The organism is Ferdinandcohnia sp. SAFN-114, from assembly GCF_059415045.1.
On the sequence record NZ_JBPFDQ010000005.1, the window covers coordinates 79,678 to 96,374 of the forward strand.

General features: G+C 36.1%; 21 protein-coding genes. 14 read left to right on the forward strand and 7 right to left on the reverse strand.

The genetic code is table 11. The annotated features are described in order from the left end of the window. Window positions 1–59: 59 nt before the first annotated feature. Complete coding sequence (blaI, locus tag ACR65M_RS02875) at window positions 60–449, forward strand: penicillinase repressor BlaI (RefSeq protein WP_121448035.1); 390 nt, start codon at window positions 60–62, stop codon at window positions 447–449. A 163-nt stretch (window positions 450–612) separates the two neighbouring features. Then, window positions 613–1,869 carry a GNAT family N-acetyltransferase gene (locus ACR65M_RS02880; protein ID WP_440272491.1) on the forward strand — a complete coding sequence of 419 codons (1,257 nt, stop codon included), beginning with the start codon at window positions 613–615 and terminating at the stop codon, window positions 1,867–1,869. A gap of 221 nt (window positions 1,870–2,090) precedes the next feature. Here the strand turns inward: ACR65M_RS02880 and ACR65M_RS02885 are convergent, their stop codons facing one another. Beyond that, window positions 2,091–2,582, reverse strand: coding sequence for a DinB family protein (locus ACR65M_RS02885; RefSeq protein WP_341331278.1), 492 nt, complete (start codon window positions 2,580–2,582; stop codon window positions 2,091–2,093). Between the two features lie 343 nt (window positions 2,583–2,925). On the opposite strand from ACR65M_RS02885, the gene ACR65M_RS02890 reads away from it, so the two are divergent. From ACR65M_RS02890 to ACR65M_RS02930, 9 genes are all read left to right on the forward strand, one after another. Further along, window positions 2,926–3,453, forward strand: a complete 528-nt coding sequence (locus ACR65M_RS02890) for an RNA polymerase sigma factor (protein WP_440272492.1) — start codon at window positions 2,926–2,928, stop codon at window positions 3,451–3,453. Then, the gene (locus ACR65M_RS02895; RefSeq protein ID WP_440272493.1) at window positions 3,437–4,090 is read left to right on the forward strand and encodes a hypothetical protein; all 654 of its coding nucleotides are present in this window, start codon (window positions 3,437–3,439) and stop codon (window positions 4,088–4,090) included. The genes ACR65M_RS02890 and ACR65M_RS02895 overlap by 17 nt, the downstream gene beginning before the upstream one ends. A 131-nt stretch (window positions 4,091–4,221) precedes the next feature. Beyond that, window positions 4,222–4,644 carry a hypothetical protein gene (locus ACR65M_RS02900; RefSeq protein ID WP_440272494.1) on the forward strand — a complete coding sequence of 141 codons (423 nt, stop codon included), beginning with the start codon at window positions 4,222–4,224 and terminating at the stop codon, window positions 4,642–4,644. A 152-nt stretch (window positions 4,645–4,796) separates the two neighbouring features. After that, the gene (locus ACR65M_RS02905) at window positions 4,797–5,006 is read left to right on the forward strand and encodes a hypothetical protein (RefSeq protein ID WP_440272495.1); all 210 of its coding nucleotides are present in this window, start codon (window positions 4,797–4,799) and stop codon (window positions 5,004–5,006) included. A 213-nt stretch (window positions 5,007–5,219) separates the two neighbouring features. After that, entirely contained in the window at window positions 5,220–5,759 is a 540-nt protein-coding gene (locus ACR65M_RS02910) for a DinB family protein (RefSeq protein ID WP_440272496.1), read from the forward strand. A gap of 163 nt (window positions 5,760–5,922) precedes the next feature. Beyond that, window positions 5,923–6,324, forward strand: coding sequence for a YhfM domain-containing protein (locus ACR65M_RS02915; protein WP_440272506.1), 402 nt, complete (start codon window positions 5,923–5,925; stop codon window positions 6,322–6,324). Window positions 6,325–6,366: 42 nt separating this feature from the next. Beyond that, window positions 6,367–6,834, forward strand: coding sequence for a GNAT family N-acetyltransferase (locus tag ACR65M_RS02920; RefSeq protein WP_440272497.1), 468 nt, complete (start codon window positions 6,367–6,369; stop codon window positions 6,832–6,834). Window positions 6,835–7,032: 198 nt separating this feature from the next. After that, a complete protein-coding gene (locus ACR65M_RS02925; RefSeq protein ID WP_341331285.1) occupies window positions 7,033–7,893 on the forward strand; it encodes a PhzF family phenazine biosynthesis protein in 861 nt (286 codons plus the stop codon). Window positions 7,894–8,091: 198 nt separating this feature from the next. Continuing rightward, window positions 8,092–8,280: a hypothetical protein gene (locus ACR65M_RS02930; RefSeq protein ID WP_440272498.1), complete on the forward strand. Its 189-nt coding sequence runs from the start codon at window positions 8,092–8,094 to the stop codon at window positions 8,278–8,280. A gap of 122 nt (window positions 8,281–8,402) precedes the next feature. Here the strand turns inward: ACR65M_RS02930 and ACR65M_RS02935 are convergent, their stop codons facing one another. After that, window positions 8,403–8,825 carry an RDD family protein gene (locus tag ACR65M_RS02935; RefSeq protein ID WP_341331286.1) on the reverse strand — a complete coding sequence of 141 codons (423 nt, stop codon included), beginning with the start codon at window positions 8,823–8,825 and terminating at the stop codon, window positions 8,403–8,405. Between the two features lie 270 nt (window positions 8,826–9,095). On the opposite strand from ACR65M_RS02935, the gene ACR65M_RS02940 reads away from it, so the two are divergent. Beyond that, window positions 9,096–9,344, forward strand: coding sequence for a PepSY domain-containing protein (locus ACR65M_RS02940; RefSeq protein ID WP_341331287.1), 249 nt, complete (start codon window positions 9,096–9,098; stop codon window positions 9,342–9,344). A 207-nt stretch (window positions 9,345–9,551) separates the two neighbouring features. Here the strand turns inward: ACR65M_RS02940 and vanT are convergent, their stop codons facing one another. The 5 genes from vanT to vanR all read right to left on the reverse strand — a co-directional run bounded on the left by vanT (window position 9,552) and on the right by vanR (window position 15,403). Then, a complete protein-coding gene (gene vanT / locus ACR65M_RS02945; RefSeq protein ID WP_341331288.1) occupies window positions 9,552–11,663 on the reverse strand; it encodes a serine racemase VanT catalytic subunit in 2,112 nt (703 codons plus the stop codon). Further along, window positions 11,660–12,427 (reverse strand): D-alanyl-D-alanine carboxypeptidase family protein, encoded by a 768-nt coding sequence (locus tag ACR65M_RS02950; RefSeq protein WP_341331289.1) that lies wholly within the window; start codon window positions 12,425–12,427, stop codon window positions 11,660–11,662. The genes vanT and ACR65M_RS02950 overlap by 4 nt, the downstream gene beginning before the upstream one ends. After that, window positions 12,424–13,476, reverse strand: coding sequence for a D-alanine--D-serine ligase VanG (gene vanG / locus ACR65M_RS02955; RefSeq protein ID WP_341331290.1), 1,053 nt, complete (start codon window positions 13,474–13,476; stop codon window positions 12,424–12,426). Before vanG ends, ACR65M_RS02950 begins: the two co-directional genes overlap by 4 nt. A 132-nt stretch (window positions 13,477–13,608) precedes the next feature. Further along, window positions 13,609–14,643: a vancomycin resistance histidine kinase VanS gene (vanS, locus tag ACR65M_RS02960; protein ID WP_341333533.1), complete on the reverse strand. Its 1,035-nt coding sequence runs from the start codon at window positions 14,641–14,643 to the stop codon at window positions 13,609–13,611. 52 nt (window positions 14,644–14,695) lie between these two features. Next, window positions 14,696–15,403, reverse strand: a complete 708-nt coding sequence (gene vanR / locus ACR65M_RS02965; protein ID WP_440272507.1) for a VanR-ABDEGLN family response regulator transcription factor — start codon at window positions 15,401–15,403, stop codon at window positions 14,696–14,698. 180 nt (window positions 15,404–15,583) lie between these two features. Between vanR and ACR65M_RS02970 the strand changes: the two genes are divergently transcribed. Continuing rightward, window positions 15,584–16,006, forward strand: coding sequence for a hypothetical protein (locus tag ACR65M_RS02970; protein WP_440272499.1), 423 nt, complete (start codon window positions 15,584–15,586; stop codon window positions 16,004–16,006). A 138-nt stretch (window positions 16,007–16,144) separates the two neighbouring features. Continuing rightward, window positions 16,145–16,597 (forward strand): GNAT family N-acetyltransferase, encoded by a 453-nt coding sequence (locus tag ACR65M_RS02975; RefSeq protein ID WP_440272500.1) that lies wholly within the window; start codon window positions 16,145–16,147, stop codon window positions 16,595–16,597. Window positions 16,598–16,697: the final 100 nt, after the last annotated feature.

Consider the following 16,697-nt stretch of genomic DNA (forward strand, 5'->3'; position numbering starts at 1 on the left):
TAAAACTTGATTAAAAGATGTTAGTATCATCTTTTGAACGACAAAGGAGGTGGAACTGAGTGTCTAAAAAAATACCTACTATCTCAGAGTCTGAATGGGAAATTATGACGGTACTTTGGGAAAAGACGCCACTAACAGCCAATGAAGTGATTTCTAGCCTTCAAGAACGGACAGATTGGAAACCAAAAACCATACGTACCCTGCTTGATCGACTTGTCAAAAAAAGTGTAGTAGGTGTAAATAAAGAAAAAAGAATTTATACCTTTTTCCCACTTTATTCGCAAGATGAATGCCAGCATGCGGAGGCGGAATCTTTTGTTAAACGAATTTATGGTGGGGCACTGAAATCAATGTTGGTCCAGTTTATAAAGGAAGACTCATTATCAGAAGAGGATATACAGGAATTACGTTCCATTTTGGATCCTAAGAAGAAAAAGCAAACCAATTAAAGAATGCCATTTTATAGTGGTATTCTTTTTTTATGCATTTTTTGTCAAAATCGTATAGAAATTTACTATTATTTTATTTTTATAATTGGAATATATTAAAATGTGGTTATGACTAAATAGGAATTTCCAACTTGATAATAGGTGTAGATAAGGATGTGTACATATGAATAGTGTAATTAGAAAATTAGACTTTACTGAGATTCCAGCTTTTGTTGATATCGTTGTAAATGCTTATCCTGGAACGATGCAGAATACGGCCGAGTTCAAAGAGCGATATTCCACCATGCTCATTTCTCAACAGGAAAAAGTAAGTTCGATTGAATTTTATGGAATTTTTCGTGAGTGTAAATTAGTAGGTGGCATGAGAATTCATTATTTTAAGATGAATGTACACTCCAGAACAATAGATATAGGCGGAGTAGGATTAGTGGCCGTTGACTTACTTCATAAGAAAGAAAAAGTTGCTAAAGAATTAATTCAATATTTTATAAAGCACTTTGTTCAGCGAGATGTTGCACTCGTTGCACTTTATCCATTTAGACCCGATTTTTATAGAAAAATGGGCTTTGGCTATGGAACGAAGATGAATCAATACCATATTAAGCCATCTAGTTTTCCAGCAAGTGGGACAAAAGAAGGTCTTATTAACCTTGATGTGACACATAAAGAGTTAATAGAAGATTGCTATAATCAATATGCAAGCGAAACACACGGAATGATATTGAAAACTGCAAATGAAATCGAAGGGATATTCAAAAATCCAGATAATAAATTGATTGGTTATATGAATGGAGATAAACTGGAAGGCTATACCGTATTTTCATTTAAAAAAATGAGTGAAACGAATTTTGTTCATAATAATATGGTGATAAAAGAACTGATTTACCAAAGTTCACAAGCATTATTATGCTTATCTGCGTTCTTTAATAGCCAGAGCGATCAAATTCATCGAATTGAGCTAACTACGCAAGATGATGACGTAGAATACCTAGTCGAAGATCCTAGAAATGGATCCGATCGTTTGATTCCAAGTGTATATCATGAAACGAATCGGGCTGGGGTAGGTTTAATGTACCGAATTATTAATATCGAAAAGTTCATCGAAAATTTAGGTGCATATCCTTTTAATAATGAAACGATAACAGTAGGGTTAAACATTATTGATAGTTTTATAAAAGAGAATAGTAGACGAGTGGTAATAAAATTCAGAGAAGGAAAAGCAACTCTATCTCCTAAAGAAAAGGCAGAAGTTGACCTATCTATTGAAATATCAGATTTGTCCTCATTATTAATGGGGGCTGTTTCTTTTAAGAAACTATTCAACTTTGGCCGTGTAATTGTGAATCATACGGACCAGGTAAAGCGACTTGATCATTTATTTGCAAATATGCAAAAACCTCTATGTATCACGGCTTTTTGATCGGAAGTGCCCCAAGTAGTTTATAAAATAAATGTAATTTAGTCTGAATCTAAGAGTGTTTCTTTCAATTAGAATACCCATGATATATGGATGGTGGTGGAACTGTAGGGAGTCAAACACTCGAATTTGATATTTTATTATAGGATGAAATTGGGGACGCCTAAATTAGGCGTTCCCGTCCTTATTCCATTAGAGCCGCCGCTGTAATGCAAATGGAAATTTTAAAAACTGCGTTTGTCAGCCCATGCTCCTTGTAATTTACTTAGGAATACTATTTGCCCAATATGATAGGCGTCGTGCATAGCTAAACTCTTAAGTTCAATGACTAATGAATGATCTTCTCTTGGAATCTCTCTATACAAATCTTCTTGTTCTGATGTTGCTAGGATTTTTTCAAGCTCACGATGAACGGAAAAATATTCTTGTTTTGTTTCATTCCAATTGTCTAACGTTTCGGTTGGTAATCGAAAGGTTGATTCATTATTTTCAGCCTGTGGTTCATTCTCTGTTTCATCCAGAAATCGCAACAGAATTCTCTTTTCATAGAAAAGTATATGACTAAGTAATTCCCAAATGGAATGTGCCCCTTCTACTGGCTTCCAAATTGCCTGTTCGAAAGAAATATTCTCAAGCACTTTTTCAAGTGGTGGAAACCAGTCCTCTTTATCCAGACAGCTTGCCCATTGTTGTTGTAAAAGCGTCCGTACATCCATATTGTATTCCCTCCAATTTAATCTCATTATTGATGATCCTTGTGTTCAGAATTCTAATTCGTAAAACCTTAAACCAATTTTAATATATGTTGTGTTAACAGGGAAAGAACAACTGTTTAGAGATTGGGTTGCCACGGCAGCCTTTTGTTAAGGAAGCAGTTCAGTTTAAGAGTAATGTTGCAGGAAGATAGGAACTTTTTGTTGAATTCCAAGAAGGAGTAAGGCACTTTTTAAGCATATCCAAATGATTTAATAAAATTTTACAAAACTTCACAACTTTTTAAAGTATTAAACGTCTAAACATTGAGTCAATTTTTATAAAGAAGTAGAAAGGAAGAGAACAGTGCATGATTACAGAGAAAATGAAATTGTGGAATGGTACACGCAATTCCATCAAACGATCTTCAAATTTATCCTATTAATGGTGAAGGACTATCAACAAGCGGAGGACCTTACTCATGAAACGTTTGTGAAAGCATATAAGTATCACCACACATTCAAAAGGGACTCCAGCGTAAAAACATGGCTGTTTAGTGTAGCCCACAATGTAACAATCGATTATATCAGAAAACAGAAACCAATTCGATTATTTAAGGAAGTATTTACTTCTAAAAAGGATCCATATCCCTTACCAGAACAAATTGTCCAAATGAAGGAGAGTTCACTTGAACTTTACGAAGCTTTGGCTAACCTGAAGGAATCCTATCGAGAGGTTATCATTTTACGAAAGATTAAGGGTTTTTCAATTGAGGAAACGTCTAAGATTCTTGACTGGACTGAAAGTAAAGTAAAGTCTACGCTTAATCGAGCACTCCCAGCACTGGAAAAACAACTTTCTAAGGAGGGGTTTGTGTATGAACAAACAAAATGAAACGATTTCTTTAGACCGCTCACTGCAAAAGCTAGAGTATGAGATGGAATGGAAGATGGAGCGTACTCTAAAAATCCGTCAAAGGATAATCAAGGATATAAAAAAGGGAAAAAGAAGGTCACAGCTTCAAAAGGGATTTGTTCTATTCACTACTTTTGCTTTGATATCAATGTTTGTATTTCTTTTGGCCGGGCAGTTAACTGGGAAGTTAAATACTATGGATTTATCTACTTTACCTGCAGGCGAAGAATTACATACAATTGCTGATGAAGAAATACCCGAACTCCAAAGTCAATTAGAGGAATTACATCAAGTTCAGTTTAAAACTCCGAGTGGGAGAGAAATAACAATACACACACAAGAAAATGAGTGGGGTTCTGTAGATAACGCGATAGCAGTCTTTATGAATCATCCGAAATATCCTTCACTCTCTTATACTACAAAAGAAATCACTATCTCAAATCAGCGGGCTGTATTACAAGAGCCAGTACCTGATGCAAAAGTTGGAAGCTACAAGTTATATGTATTTACCGAAAGTTATGTTTATTATGTTCAATTTGTTGCAGGTCACAACGACAAAGGCGATAGGGATGAACTACTCAAAATAGCTGAACAATTTAATTATGAAAATTTATAGTTAAGCATTGGTTCTTATCGAAAAAAAGATCGACGAAGAAAATGAAACAAAAAAATGGGGGCAAGTTCTTGGTTCGCAGTTTTGTTTCTTCAACTTCGAAGCAGGAATGAGATAAAAAGTCATGCATAAATATGAGTAGAAGCAGTGAGGAGCAGTTATGGGGATGGGGGGATACTGTGTTAACAGCATGGATTGGAAGTATTGCTTTTCTGGCAGCGGCTATTTTGTACGTATTATTAGCTTTGGGGTTGCCTTATGGAGATCTTGCAATGGGCGGACAATATAAAATAATGCCAAAGCAAATGCGAATTGCTTGTTTAATTTCTGTTCTTATTCAATTGATTGCAATCATGTTTATCCTACAAGTTGGTCAAATAATTTCGATAAGTTTAATAGCACCCTTTGCAAAAGGAGTCTGTTATTTTTTTGCATTTTATTTATTCCTAAATACAGTCATGAATGCTTTTTCTAAGAGTAAAAAAGAAAGGCTTGTAATGACACCATTATCTTTAATTACGGGTCTCTGTTTTTTGATAACTGCGATGAATGGTTAAGTAGACCATTAACGAATCCTATCTTCAATATCGAAGATTTCTCAATGTTAAGATTGGTAGTGAACAGAAATAGCCACAAGATAGAAGGAGGATAAAACTAAGAAATTATCGAAATTTATATAAAATAAAAAAATTGGAGGATAAATTTCTTTATGAAAAGATTAGATATTCATGAATGGGATGATATTTTTTATAATATGACAGCCAAGGAAGGTCTTTCTAAATGGGATTACATTAAAGTTGTATGGGTAGATAATTCAAATCAATGGTGTATCTGTTATCGTGATGAAATACTTGAAAATGGCTTTAAAACAGAAATGCAAGCGCTTGATAGATGTGAATATTTGGAAACGATATTATAACTTAAAAGATTCTGGATATAAGAATGTTATATGAAGTACAAATATATTGCTTATAAGCAATATCTACTTGTGCTATCTTTGTAAAAATGTACGTAAAGGAACGGCTGCTTTACTTTGATAAGGGTATAGCATTTATTTTTGAAAGAATGGGAATGTTTGAAGAGATATCTCATAGCAAATGGAAGTTTCATATTGTTGTGAAGGAGGAGTTATATGCATTTTAACATGAAAGAAGCTATTGAGGTGTTAGAACGAACACCACAAACACTGGCGTATTTTTTATCTGGTTTATCGGAAGGATGGCTGCAGTGTAATGAAGGTGAAGGAACTTGGAATGCCGTTGAAGTGATCGAGCACCTTATTGAGGGTGAGAAAAATAATTGGATACCGAGACTAGAGTTTATTCTTCAAGAAGGCTGCAATAAACCTTTTCCTCCATTTGATCGATATTCGCACTTAGAGGAAAAATCTCAAAAGTCAATTAATGAAAAGCTGCAGGAGTTTAAAGCTAAAAGAATGCAAAATATAACTAAACTTAGGTCTCATATTGAATCTGATCTTCATCTTGAGTTGAAGGGCTCACACCCTGCATTTGGTACAGTTAAGATAAGAGAGTTGCTATCAACTTGGGTAGTTCATGATCTAACACACATTGCCCAAATTGTAAGGGTAATGGCTGAGAGATACAGGACCGACGTGGGTCCTTGGATAGAATATTTAGGTATTTTAAAAGAGCAGGAAAATAAAAAATAGTGGTTATTCATCTTGGTTAAAAGAAAGATTGTAATGGAAGAGTTTTTCATTTTCTTCAAGGCTCTTCTCGTAAAGTGTATGGTTGATTGATAGAGAGGAGAAATTTGCAACTTTTCCCAACACCTTTCGTCTATCATAAAAAGGGGAAAATGCCTTGAAGAAAATGATGTGTTTAATCGCTTTAATAGGATTCGTTTCAATCTATATAGCGGGTTGTTCAAATCAAGAACAGAGCATTGAAGTTCAAAAGCGTATTGGTATTGAAAATATATATGAAGAATTCAAAATGATTACGAATAATCAACAAGTTCAAAACGTGTGGGAGATCATCAATAATGGTGATTGGGAAACAGCAAAGGTACAAATGGCACTTCCTCCTGATTACCGATTTGCCTTTCATTTTCATAATGAAGAAAAAGCCGTGTTGTTTGAACTTTGGATAAGCCCAAATAAAGATATGGTTGAGATCATAAAAGCTGGAAACAAGTATGTTCAATTAGACAGGAATAAGTCAGCAGAACTATTTGAAGCCCTTACTGGCGAAAAATTAGCTGACCAAGAATAGGTTGATGTAAGAAGTAATCTCTGACAGGAGGGGGGAGAAAAGTTGGATATAAGACTTGCTGAACTAAAAGATATTTCTCAATTAATCAGAATGAGATGGGATTTTACAGTTGAGCATGATGAAAGTAAAAAAGACTCATCATTCGAGGATTTTAAACAGGAATGCCAATCTTTTTTAGAGAAAGCAATGAATAGTGATCAGTGGTTTATATGGGTTGCAGAGATAAATGGACAACTTGTATCGCATATATACATAGAATTGATTCAGAAAGTACCCCGTCCTGGTAGAATAACATACCCATTTGCCTACATGACAAATGTATACACAGTTCCGGAATATCGGAATAAAGGCATTGGAAGTGACATTCTTCGTACGGTAAACAAGTGGATTAACGAAAACAATTATGAATTTGTGATCGTTTGGCCAAGCGAAGATTCTATTCATTATTATAAGAAAAACGGCTATGTTTCTAGTACGGAACCAATGGAATATGTCCCGTCAAAAGACTAGGCCATTATACTTTTTTAGTCTACTAAAATTATAGATAGTTTTTAACTTCACCAGCGAATTCATTAGCTGAAAATAATACCAGTACTTTGCTATTTCAACTTTAATAGCGGTTTGTAAAAAAGATTTCAATAGAGAAGTCAAAAGTTGTATTAGAGATTGAAAGGCACAATTTTAGTGATGTTTGAAAGGGGAAAAAAGATGAACCATCAAGTTCCATTCCAACAAGTTGATGTATTTACAGAGATTCCATTCAGAGGAAATCCAGTTGCCGTAATACTAGATGGCAATGAACTCTCTACAGAACAGATGCAAGCAATCGCAAACTGGACAAACCTATCTGAAACCACTTTTGTATGCAAGCCAACGGACCCACAGGCTGACTATAGATTGCGCATTTTTACCCCTAATAGTGAACTTCCTTTTGCGGGACACCCAACGATAGGTTCTGCTTTTGCAGTGATTCAACATGGTATTAAACCTAAGATAGAAGGACGATTAGTTCAGGAGTGTGGGACCGGGTTAGTTACTATTTTTACTTATGAAGATAAACTGTTTCTCTCATTACCCAATCCCAAACTAAAAAGCGTACCATCTGCTGATGTAGATAGACTTGCAAAAGCATTGGGAGTCGATTCAAATAGTGTTAAAGTTAGTGAAACGGTTGATGTTGGCGCAATTTGGATTACGATACAATTATCTAATGCAGAAGAAGTAAGAAGCTTACGACCCGACATGGCGGAACTCTCCACATTAATTCCATCAGGTGTAACAGGTGTAACTGTATTTGGACTTACTTCTGGAAATACTGAAGCTAATGTTGAAGTTCGTTCATTCGCCCCTAACGAAGGAATAGATGAGGATCCCGTTTGCGGTAGTGGAAATGGTTGTGTGGCAGCAGTAGTTAAAAAACATGAACTTATCGGAGAACCAACTTATGTAGCGAGTCAGGGTTTTTGTGTAGGAAGAAATGGCAGGGTTGAAGTACAATTTATGGATAACGATAAAATCTTAATTGGTGGTCATGCAGTAACTTGTATTGAAGGAAAACTAAATATTTAATGTGTAGACTTTAATATGTTATTGAATTATAGCGATACCTGATAGAAAAATAAAATTCCGGTTGCGATTGCTGAACAGGCAATCGCATATTGTGTTTTAAGAAGGAAAAAGAAGAACAATCAAATATAATAACAAATTATTACTATGAATGTAATCCATGGGGGAATTCGATGAGCCAGAATAAAACAAAGATTATCTTTGACTGGTGCAATTGTTATTTTAGGTATTTGCATATTATTTTCTTCTTTCAATATTTCGAGTGCAATCAGAGATACATCATACAATAATCAAAACAATGAAATAAATGAATATGAGATATCTAGATTTAATGATAATTTAGTAGAACTAATAAAAACACTTCAAAAAGGAAATGAATCGGGTCAATAATTATCTAAATTAATATTACGAGTGTTTGGTTTTCGATAATGTTACCTCTGAGAAGACGAGTTAAAAACGACATCTAAATACTACAAGGAATTACTTCATACAGGGGCAATATTCTGCCCCTGTTACTTTCTTTCGGGAGGATTATAGGTTACATATGTGCCAGCAACGAAGTCATGGATGGCTCTTTTATCTTCTCGGACGGCCACCATTACTAAACTAACAATAGCTCCGATTCCTAAAGTCAAGGCGTATATTAGCCCTGCTACTACAATCCGAAGTAGCATATTTCCAATGTGTAATTTTTCACCATCAACCCTCACAATTCGAATCCCACATACCCTCTTTCCAACTGTGTACCCGTACCATAAGACTGGTAAGCATAAAGCATATAAGAATTCTAGCAGGCCATCTTGCCAAGAATCATCATATATCGGAAAGTTAAAAATGAGTGAAAATAGAAAAACAACTAGAAATACAACAAAACCATCAATAATTGAAGCACCAAGACGAATCCAAAACCCAGCAGGTTCAAAAGTACTATGCATATAAACACCTCCATTAGATTGTATTCATCTATAATGACTTCTGATAACCTTTTTTTACCATCCTTAAAATAAGATCAACCCATATAATAGTAAAAATCATCGAGTATATGTCCCTGTAAATGTTTTGATTAAGCCATATGCTGCTGTTCATAAAAAAGGAAATTTATCGATTGAGCAAGTTACTTTTAGAAAGATTCTTATGTGCACCTATAATTTGTCTACTACATATGGTTAAATATGTTGACCTTTTAATGAGGAGGAATAACTTCAATGTATGAAAATTATTATCCAAATAATTCTATACCAATGTATAGACAAAGAATTACGAAGCAACAAGCTCAAGAAATTGCACTTAAACGTGTACCTGGGAGAGTTCTACACGTAGATATGGATTTGGAAAATGGTGTTTTAGTTTATGAAGTGTTTATTTTAACGCCGGATAACAGAATATTTGAAGTTGAGATTCTTGCAAAAACAGGGAGAATTCTAAAAGTCGATCAAGAAAATGACTTTGATTAATACGACTGATAACTTAAATAACGGGTGCGATGTTTAGGCATCGCATTTTTGTTTGATTAACGTTGTAGTTTGTGAAGTATTTAGAGGATGTAAATTTGCTTTTTGAATGTTGTTGGGTTCGGCTGAGAAGAGTCTTAACATATAAAACACCCCGTAAATGTTAGTGGAGGTCTAACACTTACAGGGCAATGAGGAATCTGTTCAATCCTATTTATAAACGTAATCCAGCCGCAATCCTAGTCTGCTACATAATTCGTTCGTAATAGTCCCGCATTTTTCTGCGACTTCTTCGGCGGTAATTTGTTCAGAACCATCTGTTCCAATCAGCGTTGCAATATCTCCTGCCTGTACACCCTCAATAGCGGTAACATCAACCATCAGCTGATCCATGCAAATTCGGCCAATAATAGGAGCTTTTTGTGAACGAATGAGGACATTCCCGTTTTCCATATTTCTTGGTATCCCGTCTGAATAACCAATCGTAATGACCGCTGTTTTCATCATTCTTGTTGCTGTATATGCTCTGCCATAGCCGAGTTGGTCACCTGGCTGTAGATTTTTCACCATCGCCACTTTAGCTTTAATGGATAAGATGGGCTTCAGTTCCACATCTGATCTTACTGAATCGTTTTTGCTTAAAACACCATATAGAGCAATTCCCGCACGAGCATAATCATACTGTAGCTGAGGGTAATTCAAGATTCCATAGCTCGCTTGAATATGTTGCTGTCCGACTGGCAGCTGTTGTGATTCTAGCCACTTAATGATCTGGTTAAATCTATCAATCTGCATTTCCGTAAATGCTATATCCTCTGAACTAACGCTATCAGAGACCGCTAAGTGAGAAAATACACCGACAACATGTAAATGTTTGCAGTTATAGATTTCTTTCAAATCTGAAAGTTGTGAGGCGTCTGTTCCTAAACGATGCATGCCAGTATCTATTTTTATTTGAACCCTTATAGGAAGACCCTGTTTGTTTAACTGCTTTGCATGACTCAATCCAATTACAGTTTGCGTTAATTTGTATTTTTTAATTTCTCCAATATGTTGGGCAGGGGTATAACCTAAAACGAGAATCTCTTCTTTAACTCCGTTTTTCCGAAGTTCAATTCCTTCCGATAGAGTAGCAACGGCAAATGATTTTACCCCTTGGTTCGATAGCTCTTTCGCTATTTTTACTGCTCCATGGCCATACGCATTTGCTTTGACTACAGCCATGAGTTCAGTTTTATCCGGAAGAATTCCTTTTAGCTGCTTTACATTTCCACGTAGTGCAACTAAATCGATCTCTGCCCAGGCTCTGCTAGTCGGTGATGGTGTTGACTTTTTCCGCGTTGGCAAAAAAAAGATCAGCACCCAAGCCAAAATAAATGAGAGGAAACTGACTGCCAAAAAATGCACCATACTATTTTCGACAAACCATTTCTCTAGTGTGAAAAATTCTGCCGTAAAGCGAACAAGTACAATCATCCACGGGTGTATGATATACATAATCGTCGAGATAGTTCGAATGCTTTTACTGCTTTTTCCACGAATCTGCAGTAGGCATTGAAAAAGAAAATACATAGCTGGAATTAGCATAAAATACATACTATCATGGCGCTGAAATTGATAATAATGCAGTAATAGTCCTTCAACAATCAGGAAAGAGAAACTGATCACGAATAATAGTAGATTTACCGAAAACGAAGCTGTTTTATTTCCTTTATAAAGTAGCATTCCCAGGATTAAAAAGATTGGCACCATAAAAACGCCATTCCTCGTATAATCCGCTCCAATAAAGACCGTTTGATAAAACACTTCTAAACTAGAAATCTGCTCAGCAATCCCATAGTAGCTATCCCCAAACAGTCCTATGCTATAAAGAATAACAGATAGAATAAATGTCAATTTTAGCCCATTTTTTCTAAACAGAAAGACAACAATAATCACACCTACTATAAGCCCAGGGAAATACCATAAATGATAAAATGTCCCGTCAACAAGGATATCTTTTACTAATTCAAATCCCCAATTTGGATCTTCATAATGCCCTGCATACAAATTTAGCGGTAAAAATAAAAGGATCGAAAGGGCATATAAAAATCCAATTTTCTTACAAAAAGCTAGAATATAAGAGTTGTCTCCATTTTCAATATATTGATATAGAAAATATCCGCTAACCATTAGAAAAAAGGGGACAGCCATTCTAGCAATGATTCGAGTCAAAATGAAATTGGCATCCTCCCCATAAGAAAGAAGAGGGGAGGTATGGTTAGCTATCACGAGGAAGGCAGCTAGTAATCTGAATGAGTCTAATGATCCTGTTTTACTCATAAAGGATTGCTCCATATTGTCACAATAAAGCCGTCCACATTATTCCCTGAAATCTGATACAAGCAATCTTTAGGTATTTCAATTACAGTCTCCTCATCCATTCCCTTTACATGGTAAACCTCAAATTCTTTACCCTTTTCCGTAAAGATATAGTGCTGGCCATTCTCCGGAAAGTCGGAAAGAAACTGAATGTATTCTTCTAAACAGAAACTGTGGCGTTCCATAATTCTTGCATGAGGATATCCGACATAGCGGAAATGCCATGGCTCATGTGAGATCCTTGTGATCTGTTCTTTGCCACGCGAATAACGTTCAATAAAACCATAGTCTGCGGCGAGTTCGCGAAAATGTGCAAAGATACCTGTATATGGAAAGGATGGACGAATGAAATCAATTTCGTCTAGATTTTCTCCCAAATCAATCGCAAGGCCAGTCTGATGTTCGCTGCAGCCTGGATAGGCTACATATTGTTCTGTAAAGATCCTGCCATTTTCAATGAGAGAATCTTGGTATAGCTTTTCTTGTTCAGCCTTACTTCGGTATCCGCTAACTGGAATAATTCTTCCTCGTGATTCCACTTTTTCAAGAAGCTGTGTTAACGATGCTGCGGCTCTTCTTTCGAGTAAAATCGTTTCATAGTTTGCTAGACTTGGAACAAGTGCTGGTGAATGTTGGGCTTGTATCTGTTTCAGACCATGCTCACTATTAACCAAAACCAAATACCCTCTGTAAATATCATCTTTGTGTAGTGTTATCTTTCTCATCGTTCCAACCCCAATTGGATCAACCGATCGATGATATTAGAAAACGTTAACCCTATGCCTTTCATCATATTTGGGTATCGGCTGTGATTGGTGAAGCCAGGGAAGGTATTGACCTCATTAAAGACAATGTCTCTATTTGGTGTAATAAACATGTCCACTCTTGCCAATCCAGAGCAGCCAAGTGCACGATAAATTTGAATTGCCATATCCTTTACTTTGGCTTTCATATCTTTATCAATACGGGCTGGCATATGAATGCTTGAGGTAGTGAGGGTGTATTTTTCATTAAAATCGAAATACCCAGTCTCTAATTCAATTTCATCAACTTCCCCCACAATAAGGTCCTCATTTCCAAGAATCGCGCAACCAACCTCATATCCCTCAATATATTCTTCGATGATGATCCGCTCATCGTACGAAAAGGCTTCAGCAACTGCACTTGGAAGTTCTTCCTTTTCGGTAACGAGCGTAATTCCAATCGATGACCCTGACTTGACGGGCTTAACAAAAAGAGGCAGCTGGAGAAGACTTGTTTGTGTGACAATCTCTTCAATTACTTGAGACCTCGAAAAAACGATGGAATCAGGTGTTTTAATACCTTCAAGCTCCACTAATTTATGTGCACGGTCTTTATCCATGCATAAAGCAGAAGACAAAGTGTCACATCCGACGTATGGGATTCCGATTAGTTCTAAGTATCCCTGTAGTGTCCCGTCTTCGCCATTCTTACCGTGTAGCACTGGGAAAACAATATCAATCATTGTTTCGATTACATGTCCATTTCGATTTTCAAGTAGATAATTCTCATAGCGATTTGGAGAAAAGAAGGCAGGTGTGCAATTTACCTCATCACACCACCAGGTATTGTTCAGAATATTTTCCACGCTACCCTGATAACGGTACCAGTGGCCTTCCTTTGTAATGCCAATTAACACTTTTTCATATTTATCTTGGTCCATATGGGTAATAACAGAGTAAGCTGATTGCAGTGATACTTCATATTCATTTGAACAGCCTCCAAAGATAACAGCAACGATCATTTTTTCCATAATTATTTCCTCCTTATAGATAAAAAACACTATTTGTTTCTGTACTTGTATCGTACTAAAACAAATAGTGTTAGTTTTTCGTTTATCCTCAAGGAAATAATACGTTTTTCTTCTTTAATTCTTACAATTTTCTTACGGTGAAAGAGGGAGTCTGACGATAAATTCGACTTTCTCTTCTTCGCTTTGAGCGGATATGGTGCCTCCGTGTAATTCTACGATTTCTTTGGCAATAGCAAGCCCCAGGCCAGCACCACCTGTTTTCGTACCGCGTGATGTATCCAATCGATAGAATTGTTCAAAGATACGATTAAGCTTGTCTTTTGGAATAACAGGGCCATTGTTTATAAAATAAAGCTGTAAATCATTATTGTCCTTCTTCGAACGAATGATGATTGGACTATTTTCATAGCTGTAATTAATGGCATTGCGGATTAAGTTGTCAAAGACACGCTCCATTTTATTCACGTCACAGGAGATTTCCAGATTGTCCTCAATGTCTAACTGGCAGGTTAGGTTCTTTTCAGCAAACAGCGGATTAAATTCGAACGTAATCTGCTCGAGCATCCTTGTGAGATTAATATGGCTCATCTCAGGACTTAACTGAGTTAAATTAAAACGTGTAATTTCAAAAAACTCATTAATTAATTCTTCGAGCCTTTCAGCTTTATCCAATGAAATGGATAAGTATTTTTCCCGGAGTTCCTCCGAAATTTGCTGCTCATCTCGAAGTAAGGTTAAATAGCCAATTACAGAAGTTAATGGTGTCTTTAAATCATGAGCCAAGTACACGAGCAGGTCGTTTTTCCGCTGTTCTGCTTCCTTCGCTAGCCGGGCATTACGGATGGATTCCTGCTTAATGGCATTCATCCGATCTTCCACTTGTTTTAATTCAGATGGAAGACGGATGTAATCACTATTGTCAGAAGCAAGATTTCTGCTTGCTTCCACAATCTGATCTACATAATGGAGTGTTTTTCTCCAAAAAAATATAAAGATGATAATAAAGCCAATCATCCATGTTATGAGAATGAAAGGGATGGGGTGATTGCGAATGGGGCTGAGCAGAATGTAAATCAAATCAGTTGAATACCAGACAAAACTCCTCAATATGTAATACCCCACAACAATAGCGGCTGCTAAACTAACAGTAAAAATAAAGATTGTCATAAAGAATTTCGTGAATATCTGCCTAGTCAAACCGCTGCTTGCGGCACTCTCTCTATTCAATGGTATAGCCAACCCCCCACACCGTTTTAATAAACTTTGGTTTTCGCGAAGGTTCCTTCATTTTTTCCCTCAAACGTGCAATATGGGCCATAACTGTATTGTTATTATCAATATACTTTTCGCCCCACACCGCTTCAAACAATTCCTCAGAAGAAACAACCTTCCCTTTGTTTTCACATAAATGCCACAGAATCGAGAATTCTATTGGAGTTAAGGGGAGAGGTTTACCATAAAGTGTACATTTATGGGTATCCTGATTGATGATTAACCCTGAGAAGTCGAATTCCTTGGCAGTGGGTGTAGGCTCTGTAATAAGACTATTGTTCGAGTTATACCGTTTATAGCGTCGTAGTTGGGCTTTCACTCTTGCCACCATTTCAAGCGGGTTAAACGGCTTTGTAATGTAATCATCGGCACCTAGTGTAAGTCCAGTAATTTTGTCGATATCTTCAATTTTTGCTGTTAGCATAATGACAGGATAATGATAGTTCTCACGGATCTTCTGGCATATTGTAAATCCATCCACATTGGGGAGCATCACATCCAAAATGGCAAGCTCGAGTTCATGATTCTGAATATACTCTAAAGCTGGCTTTCCATCATAAAACACTTGAACTTCATAGCCTTCATTCATCAGATAAAACTTCACTAAATCGGCAATCTCTTTTTCATCATCGACTATTAAAATAGGATTCAATATTTTTCCACCTCAATACATCATACAACTGTTTGTTTAACTTTCTATAGAATAAATCATTTTTACAAGAAATAGAAGGGGAGCGATGTAACAAGATGTTGAAGTTGATTTTCACTAGGGGCAGGATCGTTGATCAACGGGCTGTCGAAAAGAAAGCTCCTTCTTGTATTTAATTTAATTTGAATGGAAAAATACCCATATAAATTTATCCAGAGGTGGGAGAAATTCATGAAAGGAATGTTCATATTAGTTATTGTTCTAGTTGGATTAATCTTGGTGGGGTGGAGAGGAGGAGATTTAAAAAATGAATTGCTCGAAGAAACTTTATATGCAAGATACTATTCTTATCTTGACCAAAAATATTCAGATTTTATTTTGTGTCCAAGAATAGAAATCGAAAGAATTGAAGGTGATACTCGCAGACATATTGTAAATGGAAGTGCGTTAAATTATGGTTCACATCATGGTGACATTCCCTTTGATAGAATTCATTTCACATTGACCGATACTCCTGAAAAGGGTGTTGAAATAAATAAAGTTAGAGTAGAAAAAAGTATTTCTGAAAAAGAAAGTATTATCCAGTGTAGAAATAAAAACAAAAAATAATGATACCGCTAATGGGTGCGATAATCCAAGAAGGATTATCGTTTATTTTTGTTGAAGTTATTAAACTATGAACAGGTTTGTTTAACAAAGAAATGATAAAGTGAAAGAAAATACAACAGTTATAAGTGGGAGAGTAATATGGTCATTCGTAAACTACATATCAATGAAGATCCCCCAATGGATTTGTTGTTATTAGCTGACCCTTCTAGAATACTTGTTGAGGAATATATAAAAAGGGGAGAGTGCTATGTAGCCGAAAGTGATGGGCAAATCATTGGGGTGTATGTGCTACTCCCGACAAGACCTGAAACGGTGGAGTTGGTGAATATTGCAGTAATAAAAACCCGCCACGGCAAAGGCTTGGGGAAACAATTAGTAATTGATGCAATTAATGTAGCTAAGTCAAAAGGATATCGAACTATAGAAGTCGGTACAGGAAATTCAAGTATAGGACAAATAGCCCTTTACCAAAAATGTGGTTTCAGAATAACAGGTGTTGAAATAGATTTCTTCATTAGGCACTATTCGGAAGCAATTTTCGAAAATGGTATACAGTGTAGGGATATGGTGCGATTATCTCAAGATTTGTAGGTTTAAAAAGGGGATTCTTAGTTTATAAATGCTAACCTAAGAATGTACAAAAGTGATTGTTTAAATATGTACACTTTTGACGAATTTTCTGCATAATATT